The sequence below is a fragment of the Pseudomonas sp. NY15372 genome (assembly GCF_048068215.1).
Classification (GTDB): Bacteria; Pseudomonadota; Gammaproteobacteria; order Pseudomonadales; family Pseudomonadaceae; genus Aquipseudomonas; species Aquipseudomonas guariconensis_A.
The window spans coordinates 1-17,631 of sequence record NZ_JBLUPY010000036.1 but is presented as its reverse complement, the minus strand read 5'-3'; the positions used below and the strand labels follow the sequence as shown (position 1 = coordinate 17,631).

Sequence of the window (17,631 nt, the reverse complement as noted above, 5' to 3'; positions counted from 1 at the left end):
CGGGTTCAAGCCCGCGCGGTCGGCCCTATCGAGGTGTTCGACAGATATTCGGTGAGGTACTGCGTACGGCGTTGCCACCCAAGGTCGACCGAACGGAGGCGGCAGGCTGGCCCGAACGGGATTGGCTAAATCGCCAGGTGTAGGTGTCTGCGTAGTGATAAGTGATGTAGTTCATGAATCTGTCCTCAAGGTGAATCGGTGTTTTTCAAAAGCCTGGAAACGCAAAACCCCCGGGGCGGGGAGCCGACCGGGGGTTTGAGTATTCTCGTATTCGGCGGCCCCTCGAAGGTGGGCGCCGTGTGGGTATCAGCGGCGCCTAGTGGCTAAACCAATACCCAAAATAAAAGCTGGCAACGGACTGGCAGCGGGCAACGGCCGACACAGGGCGCGCGGTGCGACCGGTGTGGTTGGCGTGGTTGCGGATGCTGTGGGTCATGTTGCTCTCCAGTGAATGAGCCCGAGCTTACTGCACCTTTGCCGTGGCATTCAATGGATAAATGCTATGGCGTCGATCATTTTTGAGCGGTCTTCGGGGCTGCTCTGCGGCCTGTTCGCGGCGCAAGGCCGCGCCTACAGCAATCGCGGCGACCTTGTAGGAGCGGCCTTGCGCCGCGAAAGGGCCGCGTAGGCCCCAATGGACCTCACAACGGATAGTGCTTGAGTTCCCGCGCGATCAGCATGCGCTGGATCTCGCTCGACCCCTCGTAGATCTGCGTGATACGCGCATCGCGGTAATAGCGCTCCACTGGGTAGTCCTCGAGGTAGCCGTAGCCGCCATGCACCTGGATCGCCATCGAGCACACCCGTTCGGCCATCTCCGAGGCGAACAGCTTGGCCTGGGAGGCTTCGGAGAGGCACGGTTTGCCGGCGCTGCGCAGGCGCGCGGCGTGGAGGATCAACAGGCGTGCGGCATTGACCTGCACCTGCATGTCGGCGAGCAGGTTGGCGATGCTCTGGTGTTCATTGATCGGCTTACCGAACTGCACGCGATCGCGGGAGTACGCCAGCGCCGCCTCGAATGCGGCGCGGGCGATGCCCAGGGCCTGGGCGGCGATGCCGATGCGGCCACCCTCGAGGTTGGACAAGGCGATGGCCAGGCCCTTGCCACGCTCGCCCAGCAGGTTGGCGGCCGGGATGCGGCAGTCGTCCAGGGTCACTGCGCAGGTATCGGAGGCGCGGATCCCCATCTTGTGCTCGCTGCGGTCGACCTTGAAACCGGGGTTGTCGGTGGGTACCAAGAACGCCGAGAGGCCTTTTTTGCCAAGCTCCGGGTCGGTCACCGCGAAGACGATGGCCAGCCCCGCGCGGCGGGCATTGCTGACGAATTGCTTGGCGCCGTTGATCACCCAATGGCCATCTATCAGCTCGGCGCGGGTGCGCAGGTTGTGGGCCTCGGAGCCGGCCTGGGGTTCGGTCAGGCAGAAACAACCGATCACCTCGCCGCTGGCCAGGCGCGGCAGCCAGGCCTGTTGCTGCTCGGGCGTGCCATAGGCCAGCAGCGGGCCGCAGCCGACCGAGTTGTGAATGCTCATCAAGGCACCGGTTGCGCCGTCGCCGGCGGCGATTTCCTCGACCGCGAGGGCATAGGCCACGTAGTCGGTGTAGCTGCCGCCGAAGGCTTCCGGCACCACCATGCCGAGCAGGCCCAACTCGCCCATCTTGCGCACCACTGCATCGTCGATCCAGGCCGCCTTTTCCCACGCCTGGGCGTTGGGCGCGATCTCGCCACGGGCGAAGTCCCGGGCCATGTCGCGGATCATGATCTGTTCTTCGCTCAGTTCCAGGTCTTGCATCTGTGTACTCCCCGGCTCACAGGCCTTCGAAGAATTGCTCCACGCGTTGGCGGTCGAGCCCGGCGAGGGTCGGCGGGTTCCAGCGTGGCTGCTTGTCCTTGTCGATGATCAGGGCGCGCACGCCCTCGATGATGTCGCCGTACTCGAACCATTGGCGGTCCAGGTGCAGCTCCATGGCGAAGCACGCCTCCAAGCTCAGGTGGCGCCCGCGACGCAGCATCTCCAATGTAACCGCCATGGCCAGGGGCGAGCGGCTTTCCAGCTGGTCGGCGGTGGTCAGGGCCCATTGGTGGCTGTCGCCGATGCTTACGGCGCGCAATTGCTCGATGATGCTGGGCAGGTCGGGCAGGGCGAAGAAGTGATCGATCACCGGGCGCAGCTTGGCCAGGGGCGCGTCGTCCAGCACCTGGGTGCCGAGCTTGGCCAGCAGGCCTTGCAGGTCCTTGAGCGGGTGCTCGCCGAAGGCCAGGCGGTCGAGGCCGGCGTCCAGGGCGGCGAGTTTGTCGCTCTCCAGGTACCAATCGGCCAGGCCGCAGTAGAGCGCGTCGGCGGCCTGGATCTGCGTGCCGCTGACGCCCAGGTAGGTGCCCAGCTCGCCGGGAATGCGTGACAGGAAATAGCTGCCGCCGACATCCGGGAAATAGCCGATGGCCACTTCCGGCATGCCCAGGCGGCTGCGCTCGGTGACCACGCGCAGGTCTGCGCCTTGTGCCAGGCCCATGCCGCCACCGAGGGTGAAGCCGTCCATGAGCACCATCACCGGCTTGCGGTAGTGATGGATGCACAGGTCCAGGGCGTACTCTTCGACGAAGAAATCCGTGTGCAGGCGGGTGCCGGCCTTGAAGCTGTCGTGCAGCGAACGGATATCGCCGCCGGCGCAGAAGCCCTTGGGGCCTTCGCCACGCAGCACCACGGCGTGCACCTGCGGGTCTTCGGCCCATTGGTCCAGGTGACGTTGCAGACTACGCACCATGTCGAGGGTCAGGGCATTGAGGCCGGCGGGACGATTGAGGGTCAGGTGGCCGATATGGTTACGGATTTCGGCCAGTACCTGGGCCTCGGAATGAGCATGCGCGTTCATCGCGGTCTCCCTGCTTTGTTATTGATTTTCCAAGTGAAGTTTGGAGTGCGCTGGAGGATCGCAGGATCCTGGCATGCGAATATGCCATGCACAATCGACAAATCTGCAGCACCTTTCTGCATTTTTGCGTGGTACGGTCCTCCAGGCCCGTCCTGTCACTGTAGCGCGTGGGGGCGTGCCATACCCGGTTCAATCGCCCGCGGCGGGGCGCTGGGCCTGGGATACGCCCTGCGCCTGGCCGCGGCTGACCCACCAGCCGAACGCCGCGGCGGTGAAGAACATGATCAGGCTGTAGAGCGCCGCGGGCACTGCCATGGTCGCGTTGTTCAGCAGCGAAGGGCTCAGGGCCAGGGCGATCGCCAGGGTGCCGTTGTGGATGCCGATCTCCATGCCGATGGCAATCGCTTGCCGGCGCGGGATGTTCAGCATTCTTGGCACCCAGTAGCCCACCCCCAGGCTGAGTAGGTTGAACAGCAGCGCGGCGCCGCCCACCACCGGCGCATACTCGACCACGGTTTGCCAGTCCTTGGCCAGGGCCAGGATGATGGTAAAGGCCAGGAACAATGCCGCCAGCAGCTTCATGGGTTTCTCCATGCGGTTGGCGAAGGCGGGTGCCCAGCGGCGGACCAGCATGCCCAGGGCCACCGGCAGCAGGACGATGGCGAACACCTGCATGACCTTGGCAAATTGCAGAGGGATGGCCTGGTCCGAGGCCATGAACCACATCAGCGACAGGTTCACCAGCAGCGGCATGGTCAGTATGGCGATCAGCGAATTGACCGCTGTCAGGGTGATGTTCAGCGCCACATCACCATGGGCCAGGTGGCTGAACAGGTTGGCCGTGGTGCCGCCGGGCGAGGCAGCCAGCAGCATCAGGCCCACCGCCAGGGCCGACTCCAGGCCCAGGCCGTTGGCGATCAAGAAGCACACCAGCGGCAGCAGCAGGATTTGGCATGCCAGGCCCACCACGACCGGCTTGGGATATTTCACCACCCGGGCGAAGTCGGCCAGGGTGAGCGAGAGCCCCAACCCAAGCATGATGATGCCCAGGGCGAGAGGCAGGACAGCGGTGAGCAGCGGCGACGCGGTCATGGTGGCATTCCTTTAGCAAGTTGAAGGCAGTCTAGCCGCAACTTGGTACCCGGCACGTTGCAGTTGTGCGAACGCTAAAGCGGGTCGTTGCGCCTGCCCCGAGTCGATTTGCCGCTTGAAGGCAGCGCCGCACGGCTCTAGCATTCCGGGTTTCTGAGACTGCTGCGTGGCCCATCGCGAGACAAGCCTGCTTCTACGACCTCCTGTAGGAGCGGGCTTGCCCCGCGATGGCCTGCACAGCAGGCCCAACCAAGCACTACGCTCTTACCCGAGGATTAGCCACACATGCCGTTCCAGCAAGGTCTGCTTGCCACACCCGTTCCCGCACACGCCCGCCACCTGTTCTTCGCCGTACAGTCGGCCGAAGCGCTGCCGGCGGCACTCGACGCCTTGTTGCCGCAGGTCGATGGGCAGAGCCTGATCCTCTGCGTGGGTGCCCCCCTGGTCAAGGCGCTGGGCCGTGAGGTTCCTGGCCTGCGCGCCTTCCCTCAGTTGGATGCGATAGTGGAAAACCCCAGCACCCAGCACGCCCTGTGGCTGTGGTTGCGCGGCGAGCAACGTGGCGACCTGTTCCTGCGCGCCCAGTCCCTGGAGCAAATGTTGGCCCCGGCATTGCGCCTGGTGGACAGCGTCGATGGCTTCCTGCATCGCGGCGGCCATGACCTGACCGGCTACGAGGACGGCACCGAGAACCCGCTGGACGAAGCGGCCGTGGAGGCTGCCATCGTCGCCGGCGACCAGGCCGGCCTGGCCGGCTCCAGCTTCGCCGCCTTCCAGCTGTGGAAGCACGATCTGAACTACTTCAAGTCGTTGCCCCAGCAGGAGCAGGACAACATCATCGGCCGTCGTCTGAGCGACAACGAAGAGCTGGACGACGCCCCCGCATCGGCCCACGTCAAGCGGACCGCCCAGGAAAGCTTCGCCCCGGAGGCGTTCGTCGTGCGGCGCTCCGTGGCCTGGGCCGACGAGCGTGGCGCGGGCCTGGCCTTCGTGGCCCTGGGCCATTCGCTGGATGCCTTCGAGGTGCAGCTGCGGCGCATGAGCGGCCTGGAAGACGGCATCATCGATGGCCTGTACCGCTTCAGCCGCCCGCTGACCGGCGGCTACTACTGGTGCCCGCCCATGGGCCCGGCCGGTGTCGACCTGAGCTTGTTGTTGCAGGCCTGACCTTCGAATGCCGCCGGCCACGCGCCGGCGGTTGCCTACCCCACCATCCATCGGCTAACCCACGCCACCCTTCAAACCCGCGCTCGACCCTGTCCTCTACCGTTGTGCAACCGACGGAACTTTTCCCAGAACAGAGGAGGACACCCCATGAAAATTTCCGAGATCATGAGCCGTGACGTCCAGGTCGTGAACCCCGACACCAGCCTGCGCGAGGCCGCCCAGCTGATGCGCGAGCAGGATATCGGCTCGCTGGTGGTCGGCGACAACGACAAGATGATCGGCGTCATCACCGACCGCGACATCGTTATCCGTGGCGTGGCCGACGGGCGCTCGCTGGACAGCGCCGTGCAATCGCTGATGAGCGACAAGGTCTGCTACTGCTTCGACAGCGACGACGTCGAAACCGTGGCGGCGAACATGGCCGATATCGAGAAGCGCCGCCTGCCGGTAGTCGACAGCGAGAAACGCCTGGTCGGCATCGTGTCGCTGGGCAACCTGGCCAGCGCGCGGCAAAACCACGTATGCGGCGAAGTGCTCCAGGGCGTGGCCAAGGCCCATTGAGGCAAACCTTGCGCGCCAAATAAACAATGGCCGCTTATTTAATGCCACCGGTCCGGTGGGTGCCGGAATAAAGCGAATCCCGTTTTATCGCCGTACTCCCAAGCTATGTACGGCAGCGGCCGTGCATTCCGAAGCCACACGAGGTAACAGACCATGGCCAATAAAGAAAACAGCAGGACCGGCAGCCAGGGTGGATCGAAAAACCCAGGCAATTTCGCCAACGACCGCGAGAAAGCTTCCGAAGCCGGCCGTAAAGGCGGGCAGCACTCCGGTGGCGGCCGTTCCAGCGAGTCGAGCCGCAAGGGCGGCCGCTCGTAAGTGAGGCAACGCAGTGCCAGGCGTCCTGGCACTGCGATCACTTTCTGCCAGGAGGATTTCCTATGCGCATGGCCCCATTGATCTGCCTGCTCGGCAGCTTGACGCTCGTGGGCGGATGTTTCGATCGCGACGACGATCACCCGGCCAAGGACGCCGACCCCAGCAAACCGTCACTGCAAATGCAAAAGCCTGACGCGCCGGCCACCGAGCCTGCCCCTGACTCGCAGCCGGTACCGTCCCAAGACAACTGATCGCGCAAGGAGTGAGGCATGACGGTCATGACCCGCAAGGCCGCCCCCGTGGCGCCGGCCTTGGCCGCGAACGACAGCCTGGAGCGACGCTACCAGGCCCTGCTGCAAGGCCGTTGCGAAGACAGCGCCCTGTGGCTTGCCGAACAACTGGACCGGGCTGACACGCTGCCCGATGACCTGCCCACTTCAGCCGCGCAACTGGACGATTGGTCCGCGCGACATGCCGCCAAGGTCGCCCGTGACCATGCGGCCTACCTGCAGGCGCGGCGCCAAGGGGCGCCACGCCGCTACTTCGCCAACCGCGCCCAGGCCCTGTGGTTCCTCCAGCAGGTGGCGCCGACCAAGGCGGTGGATGGCGCATGGCTGCAAGGCCTGCTGCACCAATGGCCCGACCCACGCTACCACGGGTTGATCCGCACCTACCTGGAAGAACTGGGCGACGGCGACCCACGCTGCAACCATGTGTTGATCTACCAGCGCCTGCTCAGCCGCCTGGGCTGCCTCGAACCGCTGCCTCTGGCGCCGGAGCGCTACCTGCAAGGGGCCGTGCAGTTGGCCCTGGGGCAGAACACCGAGGCGTTCCTGCCCGAGGTGATCGGCTATAACCTCGGCTATGAACAACCGCCGTTGCATCTGTTGATCACCACTCATGAATTGGCCGAGCTGGGCATCGATGGTCATTATTTCCAGCTGCACGTGACCATCGACAATGCCGCCAGCGGTCATGCCCACAAGGCCATCCAGGCGCTGCGCCAACTTTGGCCGGCAGAGGACGGCGAGGGGTTCTATCAACGGGTACGGCGCGGCTATCGGCTCAACGACCTGGGCACCGACACACCCAGCCTGATCGCCAGCTTCGACCTCGAGGACGAATTGCTCGCGGCCCTGGAGCGCAAGCGCGCCTTCGGCCAAATGATGCATTCGGACCACTGCCGCCTGCAGGGGCGCAGCATCAACGAGTGGTTGTCCGAAGCCGACGCCATGCCGGGCTTTCTCAAGGCCCTGCAGGGCCAGGGCTGGGTGCGTCGGGGTGAAGATCCGGCGCGCAGTCGCCTGTGGAAGTTGATCGAAGGCCCGGCCGCCGCCATGTTCGGCGTGTTCAGTGCCTACGAGAAGCAGCTTTGGCACGACTGGATCGCCAATGGCTGGGAAGCGCCCCGGCAACCCCGGGTGGCGCCTGGTAGCTGGCAGTTGGATGTCGAGCCGGACGACACCGGCATCGAGCGCACGCCGGTGTCGGTGCTGATCGAACGCATGGCTGGCAACGGCCACGCCCTGCCGGAAGGCCTGCGCGCAACCCGCGCGTATATCCAGGCCACCGGGCTTGCCCAGGAGGAGTCCCGCTGATGCTGCTCGCCGAAGAACAGATCCAGGCCGACGAGGCCCTGCTACAACTGGGCCGGCGTTTGCGCGCCGATGGCTATCGCTTCACCTGCGTGACGCCGGCGACCCATGCCCGCAACAACGCCCGCGAAGGGGCCGGACGGGCGCGTACGCTGCGCGATGTGTTCGGCTGGAGTCGGCCGTTCGCCGCTTCGTTGATTTCGGCCGACGAGCTTGCACAACTGACCGCGGCGCAGGTGGTGGTCGAGGAGGGCGAACTGCTGCGCAGCACGGTGCGCTGGTCCAGCCTGGACGACCTATTGCTGGTGCATTCGGCGTTTCCCACCGATGCCAGCGACGCTGTGTTCTTCGGCCCGGACAGCTACCGTTTCGCCCAGGTGATCCATGACCATCTCCAGCGCTGCCCCAACCCTGTCCAGCATGCGGTGGATATCGGTTGCGGCAGCGGTGTCGGCGCACTGCTGATCGCGCGTGCTGCCCAGCACGCCCAGGTCAGCGCGGTGGACATCAACCCGCTGGCCCTGCGCTACACCGCCATCAACGCAGCCCTGGCGGGCGTGGGCAACCTCTCGGTGGAGCCGAGCGACCTGCTTGACGGCATCACCGGCACCTTTGACCTGATCGTCGCCAATCCACCGTACATGCTGGATACGAGCGAGCGGGTCTATCGCCATGGCGGTGGGGCGCTGGGCGCTGGACTGTCCTTGCGTATCGTCGAGCAGGCGCGCGAACGCCTGAGCCCTGGCGGCTCGCTGTTGCTTTACACGGGCGTGGCCATCGTCGAGGGCCGGGACGCGCTGCTCGAGGCCGTCCGCCTGTGCCTGGCCGGGCCCCAATGGAGCTGGGTGTACCGCGAAGTGGACCCAGATGTGTTCGGCGAACAGTTGCTCGAGCCGGGCTACGAGCAGGTCGAGCGCATCGCAGCGGTGGCGTTGACCGTCACCCGTAACACCTGATGGCCATGTACCGACCCTGCACGTTTGGTATCGAGGAAGAATACTTGCTCGTGGACCTGGGCAGCGGCCGGGTACTGGCCACGCCATCGCTGGGGGTGGCTCGGCGTTGCCGGGAGATCATGGGCCCGTATTTCGCCGAGGAGATGTTCCGCAGCCAGATCGAGGTTGCCTCGCCGGTGTTCGGTAACCTGCATGAGGCGCACCAGTTTCTGGCGAGCAGCCGCCAGCGCCTGGCTGAGGCCCTGGCCCAGGAAGGCGTGGGTCTGTACTGCGCCGCCAGCCACCCCAGCGCCCAATGGCTGCGCCAACGGGCCAGGACCACGCCGCATTACCGGCAAGTGTTCGACGACTACCAGCACGTGGCCCGGCGCAGCCTGCTGTCCGGCTTGCATGTCCATGTCGGCGTGCCGCCGGGGTGCGACCGCATCCAGTTGATCAACCGGGTGTTGTACTGGCTGCCGTTGTTCTTGCTGCTGAGCACTTCGTCGCCGTTCTGGGGTGGGCACTGCACAGGCTACATGAGCTACCGGCGGGTGATCTGTGCCGAGTGGCCGCACATGGAACTGCCCGAACCCCTGGTCGACTGGGGGGCCTACGAGCGCTACCGGGCATTGCTCGAACGTACGGGAGCGTTGGCCAAGGACGGAGACTTCTGGTGGGCGATCCGCCCGTCCCGACGCTTCCCCACGGTTGAGCTGCGCATTTGCGACGCCTGCCCGCGCCTGGAGGATGCGCTGTGCATCGCCGGGCTGTTCCGTCACCTGGTGGAAAGCTGCCTGGCCAACCACCATGCCCTGGACCCACTCACCCGAGAGACGCGCTGGATCACCCAGGAGAACTACTGGCGCGCCAAACGCCATGGCCGGCATGGGCAATACATCGGCGTGCACGAGCAGGCGCCGGTCACCGCCGAAGACTGGCTCGCGCAGTTGCAGGCCCGTTACCCGGCCGCCACGGTGGATGCCGAGCGCGCTTTCATCCAGGCCCAGCGCATCCTGCGCGAGGGCACCAGCGCTGACCACCAGCTCGACTGCCTGGAGCAGGCCCGCGGCGCGGGCCTGGATGCACGCCAAGCCTTGCACGCGGTGGTCGACCAGGTGTTGGCCCAGGGGCGGGGCTGCGAGCCGGTGCTCGCCCTGGCCCAGGGGCACGTCTGAACCCATTCGTATTCGAGGAGGTACTCGCCATGGGCGATCTGATGATCTACTTCTGGATAGCGGTTGCGGCAATCATCCTGTTGGTGGACCTATGGGCCATCGTCAGTGTGTTCCGCAGTGAAGAACGTGACAGCACCAAGATCCTCTGGGCCTTGCTGCTGGTGATCTTCCCCGTGGTCGGGCTGGTCATCTGGGGCCTGTTCGGGCCCCGGGGTATCAAGCCCGGCACCGGGCCTACATCGCCGGAGCACAGCAAGGGTTGAAATCCCATCGCGGGGCAAGCCCGCTCTCATAGAACAACGCATAACTATTTGAGTTTGCAGGTCCTTTGTGGGAGCGGGCTTGTCCCGCGATGAAGCTACGCCGATCATGCCTCCTTGATGATCGAGATCTTGCCGTTACGCTCCACAATCGCATAGCGGATCTGCTCCACCGTCTCCACCCCTTGGCTGTCGCGCGCCGACTCGAGGATATCGTCCTCGGTCAGGCGCGCCTTGCGCATGCGTCCATGCAGGAATCGCCCATGTTCCACCACCAAGGTGGCATGGCCGTCCAGCACTCGGGCCAGGCGCCGGGATTTCAACTTGGCCAGCGACAATCCCACGTCCAGCATGATCAGGGTGGCGATCACCAGCATGGCGTTGATGAACGAGAAGTCCTCGCCCAGCAACGCTTGCTGGGTCGCTTCGCCGATGATCATCAGCAGCACGAAGTCGAAGGTGGTCAAATCGCCCAGCGAGCGCCGGCCAGCGATGCGGAACAACAGCATCAGGGCGACGTACATGGCAGCGGCGCGAAGGATCGAATCCATGACGGCTCCTAGGGATAGACGAAGCTGGAAAAGCGTACGGCGCTGTTCGGCCCGGCGCGCACCACGCCTTCGAGCGGGCCGGGTGCATCGGCTCGCAGTGTCAGGTAGAGGGTGGCCTTGCCATCGCCGCCGGTGCCCAACTGCAGCTGCAAGGCCTGGCCCTGGGACAGCGACGCCAGCGGTTGAGGCTGCATCGTCTCGATGCTGGCCTCGCGAAACAGCGAACCGCTGAGCACCACCGTCACCGGCCCGTCGCCGCTGCCATGCACGCTGATGCGCATGCTGTCCATGGCCCCGGCACGGTTGAAGCGCTGGTATTCGACCTTCACCCGACCGTCGGCGCTGGAAACCTCGGCCCGGCTGAGCGGGCCATTGCCGAACAGCCCCGCCAAGGCCAGCAGTACCAGCAGCACCAGCATGTACCAGCCGACCCGCTCGAAACGCCAGACCCGGCGCTGCATGGGCATGTCTTCCTGTACTGGCTGGTTTCGCGAGCGCTGTTCATCGTCGCTCATCGGTGGCTCCTTCGGTCAGGCCCGCTCACCCCGCAGCCAGCGCTCGTGGTAGTGACGCAGGCGGGTCAGCCCATACAGCGCGGCCTGGCGCAACACCTCGGCGCGGTCGCCGAAAAAGCGCTGGCTGCGGGTGAAGACGGCGATCGGCTCGCCATCGAAGGCCCAGGCGAAGCACAAGGTGCCCGGGGCGATACCGTCGGTGCCCTCGGGGCCGGCCACGCCGGTGGTGGCGATGGCGACATTGGCGGTGCTGTCCTTGAGTGCACCGAGGGCCATTTCCCAGGCGACTGCCTCGCTGGTCAGCCCATAGCGCTCGATGGTCGCCGTGCTGACTCCCAGCAGGCGCTGCTTGGCCTTGGGCGAGTACACCACGTAGCCGCTCTCCAGCGACTCGCCAAGCCCTGGGTGCTCGGCCAGCAGGGCGACCATGCGCCCGGCGGTACACGACTCGGCTGTGGTCAGGACCAGCTCATGGGCTTTGAGGTAGTCCAGGACATCCTGGACGGGATCGTCATGCATTGGCTGCGCCTCGTTCGGGCCTTTTGCGATGGACGCCAGGCCTAGGCCAATGGTTCATCCGGCCTGCATCTACCACCCGTCGGCACACCCGGCGGGCCGGACAAACCTTCGTTTGCCGGGCGGCCTCGAACGCTTAGGTGCCCTCGCGGGCCAAGCCGTTCGTTGAAATGCCGAATAAGGAGGCACGCCATGCCCAACAAACCCCGTGACCAGTTCAGCATGCAGAACCCGCTGACCCAGTACCCGCACCCGCCATTTCCCGACCAGACCCAGGCTCCACCAGGCCTCGATGCCAACATGCAGCCCAAGCCCGACCATGGCGAAGACACCTACAAGGGCTTCGGCCGCCTGGCCGGGCGCAAGGCGCTGATCACCGGAGCCGACTCGGGGATCGGCCGCGCCGTGGCGATTGCCTTCGCCCGCGAGGGGGCCGACATCGCGCTCAACTACATGCCCATGGAGCAGGCCGACGCCCGCGAGGTGATCAAACTGATCGAGGCCGAAGGACGCCAGGCGATCGCCATTCCCGGTGACCTGAAAGACGAAGTGTTCTGCAAGGAATTGGTCGACCAGGCCCATGAACAACTTGGTGGCCTGGATATCCTGGTCAACGTGGCCGGCAAGCAGGAGGCACGCAAGGACATCGGCCAGATCAGCCATGAACAGTTCGACCATACCCTCAAGACCAACGTCTACGCGCTGTTCTGGCTGTGCCAGGCGGCCGTGCCGCTGATGCCGGCCGGGGCGACGATCATCAACACCGCCTCCATCCAGTCCTACCAGCCTTCGGCGACGCTGCTCGACTACGCCACCACCAAGGCGGCCATCGTTGCCTTCACCAAGGCCTTGGCCAAACAGGTGGTCGAGCGTGGCATCCGGGTCAACGCCGTGGCGCCGGGGCCGATCTGGACGGTGCTGCAGCCCAGCGGTGGCCAGCCGCCGGAGAAAATCCCGGAGTTCGGTTCGCAGTCGCCGATGAAGCGCCCGGGGCAGCCGGCCGAATGTGCTCCGGTGTACGTGCTGCTGGCGTCCCAAGAGTCCAGCTACATCACCGGCGAGGTGTTCGGCGTCACGGGTGGCAACCCGCTGCCGTAGGGCAGGGCGAGCAAACCTTCAGGGCGGCATGCGGTCCTTGGTAGTAGTTGCCCCGGTGAAGGGGCAGGGAGGTGGCCGATGACATTCATCTGCCTACTGCGTGGTTGCCAGTGGTGCGCCACGCCCATTTCTGAAATTGCCGGGCTGCAATGCCAGTGCTGCGAACGGTGTGGCGCGCAGCGCTACTGCCGGCCCGGCCAACCGTTCGAACCCTAGGAGCAAGCCATGGCCCGGGCAATCTGGAAAGGCGCGATCAGTTTCGGTCTGGTGCACATCCCCGTCAGCCTCAACACGGCCGTGCGTACCGAGCGTGTGGATTTCGACTGGCTCGACAAGCGCAGCATGGAGCCGGTGGGCTACAAACGGGTGAACAAGGTCACGGGCAAGGAGATCGACAAGGAAAACATCGTCAAGGGCGTGGAGTACGAGAAAGGGCACTATGTGATCATCAGCGAGGAGGAGATCCGCAACGCCCGTCCGGAAGCCACCCAGACCATCGATATCTTCTCCTTCGTCGAAGCCACCGATATCCCCCTGCAGCATTTTGACACGCCCTACTACCTGAGCCCTGACCGGCGCGGTGGCAAGGTCTATGCGTTGCTGCGCGAGACGCTGGAGAGCACCGGCAAGGTGGCCCTGGCGACCGTCGTGCTGCATACCCGCCAGCACCTGGCATTGTTGCGCCCGCTGGACGACGCCCTGGTGATGATCACACTGCGTTGGCCCGAGGAAGTGCGTGGGCTCGAGACCCTGGAACTGGACAAGAGCGTGACCGACGCCAAGGTGGACAAGCGCGAGCTGGACATGGCCAAGCGTCTGGTCGAAGACATGAGCGGGCCCTGGACGCCGGAGGATTACCACGACGCTTTCCGCCAGACGATTCTCGACCTGGTCGAGGAAAAGGCCAGCAAGGGCAAGATCAGTGTGGTCGAGAAGGGCGAGGGCACCGCGGAAAAAGGGGCCGATATCATCGACCTCACCGAGCTGCTCAAGCGCAGCCTCGGCGGCAAGAAAGCGGCACCGGAAAAGAAACCGACCAAGCGTTCGCGCAAGGCATCGAGCGGTTAGCGCGGGCTCTGCAGGAGCGGCCTTGTGCCGCTTCTACGGGGCCATCACGGGCTCGGTTGCGTCGAGGTGTTCTTCCTGAACCCCCGTAGGTTCATCGCGCACAGGCAGAACTGCAGGATGATCAAGGCCCAGGCCTGCACCTGCCAACCCCAGATCACCCACAGCACGTTACTGCTGATGAAGCAGCAGAAGCCCACGCGGCGTCTTCGCGGCTGCCGCGAGCCGATGCACCAGGCCGCCAGCACCGTCAGCAGCATGGCCGGCCATTGCAACAGGTCGATCACCAGCCCCATCAGCCCATCCCCATCTGCTTGCGCATGCGCGCCGTGATCGACTGGCGGGTCTTGGTCAAGTCGGCCCAAGGGTCTTGCACATCGGCCAGCCGCTCGGCCAGGTTGCCGATATGCCACTGGTTGGCGCCCTTGAGCTGGGCCAGCTCCTCGCGCCAGATCGGCACCGACACCGGCAACCCTTCACGGGCACGCAACGAATAGGCGCTGACCGTGGTGGCGCCCTTGCCGTTGCGCAGGTAGTCGATGAAGATCCGCCCGACCCGGTTCTTCGGGCCGGATACCGCGCTCAGGCGGTCGGGGAACAATCGGGCCAGGTAGTTGACGATGGCATGGCTGAAGTCCTTGACCTCGTCCCAGCCGGCGCGCCGGGTCAGCGGCACCACGAGGTGGATGCCTTTGCCGCCGCTGGTCTTGAGGAACACCTTCAGGCCCAGCTCGTCAAGCAGGGTAAGGGTCAGCTGGGTGGCCTCGAGCATCGCCTTCCACGGCAGCGCCGGGTCAGGGTCCAGGTCCAGAACGAAGCGGTCGGGCTTGTCGAAGTCCTTGTCGGTGCCGTTCCAGGTGTGCAGCTCGAGCATGTTCATCTGCACCGCGCCCAGCAGGCTTTCGGCATGGTTGAGGACCATCGCCGCCTGGCCGGCCTCGGCCTTGCTGTAGCTGATCACCTTGGGGATGTGCAGTTGCCCGGCGTTCTTCTGGAAGAACAGCTCGCCGCCCAGGCCGTCCGGGGCGCGCACCAAGGCGACCGGGCGGTCCTTGAGCTGCGGCAGGATCCAGCGGGCGACTTCGGCGTAGTACTCGGCCACCTGGCGCTTGGTCACGCCGGTGGTGGCATCGATCACCCGGTCGGGGTGGGTCAGGCGCAACTCGCCGAGCTCGGCCGCTTGGGCCTTGGCGCCGGAGGTAGGCAGGCGGGTTTTGGGCATGGCGCGCTCCAGGTCGATGGCAGTGGCCGGCTTGTCGTCGCGCAGGCCATGGAACACCGAATGGCGTACTACACCGTCGCGGGTCATCTGGGCATAGGCGACCTCGGCCAGTAGTTGTGGTTTGAGCCAGTGCACGGCACGGGCCTCGGCCCCGGTGGGCGGTTTGGCCAGGGCCGGCTTGGGCACCTCCAGCGGTTTTAACCGCGCATGGATGCTATCGAGCGTGGTGGCGCTGAAGCCCGTACCGACCTTGCCGGCATAGCGCAGCTGGCCGCTGTCGTTGTCATGCAGGGCCAACAGCAGGGCGCCGAAGCCGTTGCGGCTGCCCTTGGGGTCGGTGTAACCGACAATCACGAATTCCTGGCGTTGCTTGCATTTGAGCTTGACCCAGTCGCTGCTGCGCCGGCCAACGTAGAAGCTGTCAGCGCGCTTGCCGATCAGGCCTTCGAGTTCCAGCTGGCAAGCGCTGTCGAGCAGTGAGTCGACGGGCTGGTCGAAGTCGGCGGAAAACCGCACGTGCTCCGACTCGCGCCCCTCCAGCAGTTGGCGCAGGGTCTCGCGACGTTCCTGCAGCGGCACTTGACGCAGGTCCTGCCCACCGAGGAACGGCAAATCGAACAGGTAGTAGACGATGTGCTCGTCATGGGCGGTGTCGAAGGCGTTCTGCAGGGCCTGGAAGTCGGCCATGCCGTTTTCGCCAGCGACCACCACCTCGCCGTCGAGCCACGCGGATTCGAGCTTGAGCTTGCGCAGGGCCCGGACCTGATGGGGCATCTTTTCGCTCCAGTCATGGCCATTGCGGGTGAACAGGCGCACGTTGTCACCGTCGATACGGGCGAGGATACGGTAGCCGTCGAACTTGACCTCGTAGCGCCAATCCCCGGCCGGGGGCGAATCGACCAGCGTGGCCAGCTGCGGCTGCAGGCGCTCGGGCAGCTCGGCTTTCTTCTCCGTGCTGGCGCGTGCGCGTGCCGAGATGGGGCGTCTGGCCGGCTTGGCGTTGTTCTTGGCCCGGCGCGGCACCAGGGTTCGTTCGCTGAGCACGCTGTCGGGCTGGGCCTCGACGATGCTGTACTCGGCCTCGCTGCGCGCCTCGCCGTCGTGGGACTTGACCAGCATCCACTGCTCCTTCTTGCCGGCCAGGTGGGTACGGAACAGGTTCCAGGTACCGGACAGCTTTTCACCTTGCAGGCGAAAACGCAGCTTGCCCTTGGCGTAACCGGCATGGGGGTCGCCTTCGGGCTCCCAGACCCCGCGGTCCCAGACGATCACATCGCCTGCGCCGTAATGCCCCTCGGGGATATGGCCTTCGAAGTCGGCGTAGTCCAGCGGGTGGTCCTCGACATGCACGGCCAGGCGCCGCACCTTGGGGTCCAGGGAAGGGCCCTTGGGGATCGCCCAGCTCTTGAGGGTGCCATCGAGCTCCAGGCGGAAATCGTAGTGCAGGTGGCTGGCGTCGTGTTTCTGGATGCAGTACTGCAGCGCATGGGCGGCCTGGCCACGTCGGCGCGTGCCGGATGGTTCGGGCGTGGCATTGAAGTCGCGCTTGCGCTGGTACTCCTGCAGAGGCTTGGCCATGTCGGGCTCCGGGACGGTACGCGGGTCTCTAGAAGTGGGAGGGAGCCGCGCCAGGCAGAGTTCAAACTTTCCGCTTGCAAGCGCCACCGGGCAGAAACTCTGAATCATTGCCCGGCCTTGGCAGTCGACCGCATGAACCCACCTGACGGAGAGCCGTGATGCCCAAGCCAGATGATCCGAAAACCAGGCCCCAGGTCGAAATCGACGATACCGAGGACCGCATGGGCAGCGTGCGTGAATTGGACTTCAGCGACCGTCAAGACGAGCGCGAAGGCCGGGCCGGCGATGAACGCCCAGCCCAGGAAGTGGCCCAGGAATACCCTCCGCGGCGCGTGGCCGAAAGCGGCATGAGTGGCGGCGAAGCCTTGAGCGACAGCTTGCACGAGGACAACGTCACCCTCGACGACCTGAGCCCGGACACCCTCTATGACCAGACCGGTGCCCGCGATCCCCATGAACCCGGTGGTGCGGGCGGGCCGGCGGACAAGACCCTGCGCCGTGTCGAGGAACACGAGATCGGCGGTGGCATCGGTTTGGATGAAGCCGAGCTGGCCCGTTCCGCGCCGCTCGATGGCGAGCCCTGGACCGACGAGGTATCGCCGGTCGAACCCGATGACGATGAACAAAGGAGCTGACCATGACCGAGCAACGCTGTGCCTGCAACCACTGTGCCTGCACTGTCGAGGCCAACGCCGTGCTGCAAGATGACAAGGCCTACTGCTGCGAAGCCTGTGCTACCGGCCACCGCAACGGCGAGCCGTGCCGCATGGCCGGCTGCAATTGCGCCGAGATGGTGCAGCCCAAGGAGAGCAATGTGGACAATGCGCTGGACGAAACCTTCCCAGCGAGCGATCCGATTTCGCCTTGAGCCGATGACGAAATGAGCAAGCGGTTAGCGCTGAATCCGAGGATCACGCAAATTTCAATGCAGTCGATTTTTTGAAACTGCTGGTTTTGACATAAGCGCAAAGTCCGTTTGCGATGGCGACGCTGAGTCACCTTTGCGCCCTTACGGCGGGTCACTTTTTGTCAGACGCGACAAAAAGTAACCAAAAAACGCTGGCTCCTGCATCCGGCCCCTACGCTGCGCTCCGGGGTTCCCTCGC

20 protein-coding genes and 1 pseudogene are annotated in these 17,631 nt (G+C 65.1%); 13 read left to right on the top strand and 8 right to left on the bottom strand.

Annotated elements, in window-relative coordinates; all coding sequences use genetic code 11:
* Positions 1–641: 641 nt before the first annotated feature.
* The 3 genes from ACNFG0_RS19050 to ACNFG0_RS19040 form a co-directional block, all read right to left on the bottom strand.
* Positions 642–1,793: an acyl-CoA dehydrogenase family protein gene (locus ACNFG0_RS19050; RefSeq protein WP_196146619.1), complete on the bottom strand. Its 1,152-nt coding sequence runs from the start codon at positions 1,791–1,793 to the stop codon at positions 642–644.
* Positions 1,794–1,809: 16 nt separating this feature from the next.
* The gene (locus tag ACNFG0_RS19045; protein WP_416766010.1) at positions 1,810–2,874 is read right to left on the bottom strand and encodes an enoyl-CoA hydratase/isomerase family protein; all 1,065 of its coding nucleotides are present in this window, start codon (positions 2,872–2,874) and stop codon (positions 1,810–1,812) included.
* Between the two features lie 189 nt (positions 2,875–3,063).
* Positions 3,064–3,966, bottom strand: a complete 903-nt coding sequence (locus ACNFG0_RS19040; RefSeq protein ID WP_416766009.1) for a bile acid:sodium symporter family protein — start codon at positions 3,964–3,966, stop codon at positions 3,064–3,066.
* A 285-nt stretch (positions 3,967–4,251) separates the two neighbouring features.
* On the opposite strand from ACNFG0_RS19040, the gene ACNFG0_RS19035 reads away from it, so the two are divergent.
* The 8 genes and pseudogenes from ACNFG0_RS19035 to ACNFG0_RS19000 all read left to right on the top strand — a co-directional run bounded on the left by ACNFG0_RS19035 (position 4,252) and on the right by ACNFG0_RS19000 (position 9,983).
* Entirely contained in the window at positions 4,252–5,133 is an 882-nt protein-coding gene (locus ACNFG0_RS19035; RefSeq protein ID WP_196156237.1) for a Dyp-type peroxidase, read from the top strand.
* A 147-nt stretch (positions 5,134–5,280) separates the two neighbouring features.
* Positions 5,281–5,694, top strand: a complete 414-nt coding sequence (locus ACNFG0_RS19030; RefSeq protein WP_416766008.1) for a CBS domain-containing protein — start codon at positions 5,281–5,283, stop codon at positions 5,692–5,694.
* Between the two features lie 198 nt (positions 5,695–5,892).
* Positions 5,893–6,012, top strand: a pseudogene (locus tag ACNFG0_RS19025) (KGG domain-containing protein); the annotation flags it as partial.
* Positions 6,013–6,074: 62 nt separating this feature from the next.
* The gene (locus ACNFG0_RS19020) at positions 6,075–6,263 is read left to right on the top strand and encodes a hypothetical protein (protein WP_196146623.1); all 189 of its coding nucleotides are present in this window, start codon (positions 6,075–6,077) and stop codon (positions 6,261–6,263) included.
* 18 nt (positions 6,264–6,281) lie between these two features.
* Positions 6,282–7,610 carry an iron-containing redox enzyme family protein gene (locus tag ACNFG0_RS19015; protein WP_416766007.1) on the top strand — a complete coding sequence of 443 codons (1,329 nt, stop codon included), beginning with the start codon at positions 6,282–6,284 and terminating at the stop codon, positions 7,608–7,610.
* On the top strand, positions 7,610–8,563 hold the full coding sequence (locus ACNFG0_RS19010; RefSeq protein WP_416766006.1) for a methyltransferase: 954 nt from the start codon (positions 7,610–7,612) through the stop codon (positions 8,561–8,563). The genes ACNFG0_RS19015 and ACNFG0_RS19010 overlap by 1 nt, the downstream gene beginning before the upstream one ends.
* Positions 8,564–8,568: 5 nt before the next feature.
* Positions 8,569–9,720 (top strand): carboxylate-amine ligase, encoded by a 1,152-nt coding sequence (locus tag ACNFG0_RS19005; protein ID WP_416766005.1) that lies wholly within the window; start codon positions 8,569–8,571, stop codon positions 9,718–9,720.
* 29 nt (positions 9,721–9,749) lie between these two features.
* Positions 9,750–9,983, top strand: coding sequence for a PLD nuclease N-terminal domain-containing protein (locus ACNFG0_RS19000; RefSeq protein WP_416766004.1), 234 nt, complete (start codon positions 9,750–9,752; stop codon positions 9,981–9,983).
* A 104-nt stretch (positions 9,984–10,087) separates the two neighbouring features.
* Here the strand turns inward: ACNFG0_RS19000 and ACNFG0_RS18995 are convergent, their stop codons facing one another.
* The 3 genes from ACNFG0_RS18995 to ACNFG0_RS18985 are packed head-to-tail and all read right to left on the bottom strand — an operon-like array spanning position 10,088 to position 11,565.
* Positions 10,088–10,531: a DUF421 domain-containing protein gene (locus tag ACNFG0_RS18995; RefSeq protein WP_196146628.1), complete on the bottom strand. Its 444-nt coding sequence runs from the start codon at positions 10,529–10,531 to the stop codon at positions 10,088–10,090.
* Between the two features lie 8 nt (positions 10,532–10,539).
* Positions 10,540–11,046 carry a hypothetical protein gene (locus tag ACNFG0_RS18990; protein ID WP_416766003.1) on the bottom strand — a complete coding sequence of 169 codons (507 nt, stop codon included), beginning with the start codon at positions 11,044–11,046 and terminating at the stop codon, positions 10,540–10,542.
* Positions 11,047–11,061: 15 nt separating this feature from the next.
* The gene (locus tag ACNFG0_RS18985; protein ID WP_196156245.1) at positions 11,062–11,565 is read right to left on the bottom strand and encodes a CinA family protein; all 504 of its coding nucleotides are present in this window, start codon (positions 11,563–11,565) and stop codon (positions 11,062–11,064) included.
* A 189-nt stretch (positions 11,566–11,754) separates the two neighbouring features.
* On the opposite strand from ACNFG0_RS18985, the gene ACNFG0_RS18980 reads away from it, so the two are divergent.
* The 3 genes from ACNFG0_RS18980 to ACNFG0_RS18970 all read left to right on the top strand — a co-directional run bounded on the left by ACNFG0_RS18980 (position 11,755) and on the right by ACNFG0_RS18970 (position 13,728).
* Positions 11,755–12,660, top strand: a complete 906-nt coding sequence (locus ACNFG0_RS18980; RefSeq protein ID WP_196146631.1) for an SDR family oxidoreductase — start codon at positions 11,755–11,757, stop codon at positions 12,658–12,660.
* Positions 12,661–12,738: 78 nt separating this feature from the next.
* Positions 12,739–12,876, top strand: a complete 138-nt coding sequence (locus ACNFG0_RS18975) for a PSPA7_2676 family Cys-rich small protein (protein ID WP_196146632.1) — start codon at positions 12,739–12,741, stop codon at positions 12,874–12,876.
* A 9-nt stretch (positions 12,877–12,885) separates the two neighbouring features.
* Positions 12,886–13,728, top strand: coding sequence for a Ku protein (locus ACNFG0_RS18970; RefSeq protein WP_196146633.1), 843 nt, complete (start codon positions 12,886–12,888; stop codon positions 13,726–13,728).
* A 44-nt stretch (positions 13,729–13,772) separates the two neighbouring features.
* Here ACNFG0_RS18970 and ACNFG0_RS18965 read toward each other — a convergent pair whose 3' ends face one another.
* Positions 13,773–14,021: a hypothetical protein gene (locus ACNFG0_RS18965; RefSeq protein WP_196146634.1), complete on the bottom strand. Its 249-nt coding sequence runs from the start codon at positions 14,019–14,021 to the stop codon at positions 13,773–13,775.
* The gene (gene ligD / locus ACNFG0_RS18960) at positions 14,021–16,525 is read right to left on the bottom strand and encodes a DNA ligase D (RefSeq protein ID WP_416766001.1); all 2,505 of its coding nucleotides are present in this window, start codon (positions 16,523–16,525) and stop codon (positions 14,021–14,023) included. The genes ACNFG0_RS18965 and ligD overlap by 1 nt, the downstream gene beginning before the upstream one ends.
* A 158-nt stretch (positions 16,526–16,683) precedes the next feature.
* Here ligD and ACNFG0_RS18955 point away from each other — a divergent pair, with 158 nt between their 5' ends.
* Both ACNFG0_RS18955 and ACNFG0_RS18950 read left to right on the top strand, forming a co-directional pair.
* Positions 16,684–17,160, top strand: coding sequence for a phosphotransferase system, HPr-related protein (locus ACNFG0_RS18955; protein WP_416766000.1), 477 nt, complete (start codon positions 16,684–16,686; stop codon positions 17,158–17,160).
* 2 nt (positions 17,161–17,162) lie between these two features.
* A complete protein-coding gene (locus ACNFG0_RS18950; protein WP_416765998.1) occupies positions 17,163–17,393 on the top strand; it encodes a metallothionein in 231 nt (76 codons plus the stop codon).
* The last annotated feature ends 238 nt before the right edge of the window (positions 17,394–17,631 follow it).

Bases quoted from the DNA above. Each gene is read 5' to 3' on its own strand.
- ACNFG0_RS19050 (WP_196146619.1), bottom strand. From the start codon at position 1,793: ATGCAAGACCTGGAACTGAGCGAAGAACAGATCATGATCCGCGACATG.
- ACNFG0_RS19045 (WP_416766010.1), bottom strand. From the start codon at position 2,874: ATGAACGCGCATGCTCATTCCGAGGCCCAGGTACTGGCCGAAATCCGT.
- ACNFG0_RS19040 (WP_416766009.1), bottom strand. From the start codon at position 3,966: ATGACCGCGTCGCCGCTGCTCACCGCTGTCCTGCCTCTCGCCCTGGGC.
- ACNFG0_RS19035 (WP_196156237.1), top strand. From the start codon at position 4,252: ATGCCGTTCCAGCAAGGTCTGCTTGCCACACCCGTTCCCGCACACGCC.
- ACNFG0_RS19030 (WP_416766008.1), top strand. From the start codon at position 5,281: ATGAAAATTTCCGAGATCATGAGCCGTGACGTCCAGGTCGTGAACCCC.
- ACNFG0_RS19020 (WP_196146623.1), top strand. From the start codon at position 6,075: ATGCGCATGGCCCCATTGATCTGCCTGCTCGGCAGCTTGACGCTCGTG.
- ACNFG0_RS19015 (WP_416766007.1), top strand. From the start codon at position 6,282: ATGACGGTCATGACCCGCAAGGCCGCCCCCGTGGCGCCGGCCTTGGCC.
- ACNFG0_RS19010 (WP_416766006.1), top strand. From the start codon at position 7,610: ATGCTGCTCGCCGAAGAACAGATCCAGGCCGACGAGGCCCTGCTACAA.
- ACNFG0_RS19005 (WP_416766005.1), top strand. From the start codon at position 8,569: ATGTACCGACCCTGCACGTTTGGTATCGAGGAAGAATACTTGCTCGTG.
- ACNFG0_RS19000 (WP_416766004.1), top strand. From the start codon at position 9,750: ATGGGCGATCTGATGATCTACTTCTGGATAGCGGTTGCGGCAATCATC.
- ACNFG0_RS18995 (WP_196146628.1), bottom strand. From the start codon at position 10,531: ATGGATTCGATCCTTCGCGCCGCTGCCATGTACGTCGCCCTGATGCTG.
- ACNFG0_RS18990 (WP_416766003.1), bottom strand. From the start codon at position 11,046: ATGAGCGACGATGAACAGCGCTCGCGAAACCAGCCAGTACAGGAAGAC.
- ACNFG0_RS18985 (WP_196156245.1), bottom strand. From the start codon at position 11,565: ATGCATGACGATCCCGTCCAGGATGTCCTGGACTACCTCAAAGCCCAT.
- ACNFG0_RS18980 (WP_196146631.1), top strand. From the start codon at position 11,755: ATGCCCAACAAACCCCGTGACCAGTTCAGCATGCAGAACCCGCTGACC.
- ACNFG0_RS18975 (WP_196146632.1), top strand. From the start codon at position 12,739: ATGACATTCATCTGCCTACTGCGTGGTTGCCAGTGGTGCGCCACGCCC.
- ACNFG0_RS18970 (WP_196146633.1), top strand. From the start codon at position 12,886: ATGGCCCGGGCAATCTGGAAAGGCGCGATCAGTTTCGGTCTGGTGCAC.
- ACNFG0_RS18965 (WP_196146634.1), bottom strand. From the start codon at position 14,021: ATGGGGCTGGTGATCGACCTGTTGCAATGGCCGGCCATGCTGCTGACG.
- ligD (WP_416766001.1), bottom strand. From the start codon at position 16,525: ATGGCCAAGCCTCTGCAGGAGTACCAGCGCAAGCGCGACTTCAATGCC.
- ACNFG0_RS18955 (WP_416766000.1), top strand. From the start codon at position 16,684: ATGCCCAAGCCAGATGATCCGAAAACCAGGCCCCAGGTCGAAATCGAC.
- ACNFG0_RS18950 (WP_416765998.1), top strand. From the start codon at position 17,163: ATGACCGAGCAACGCTGTGCCTGCAACCACTGTGCCTGCACTGTCGAG.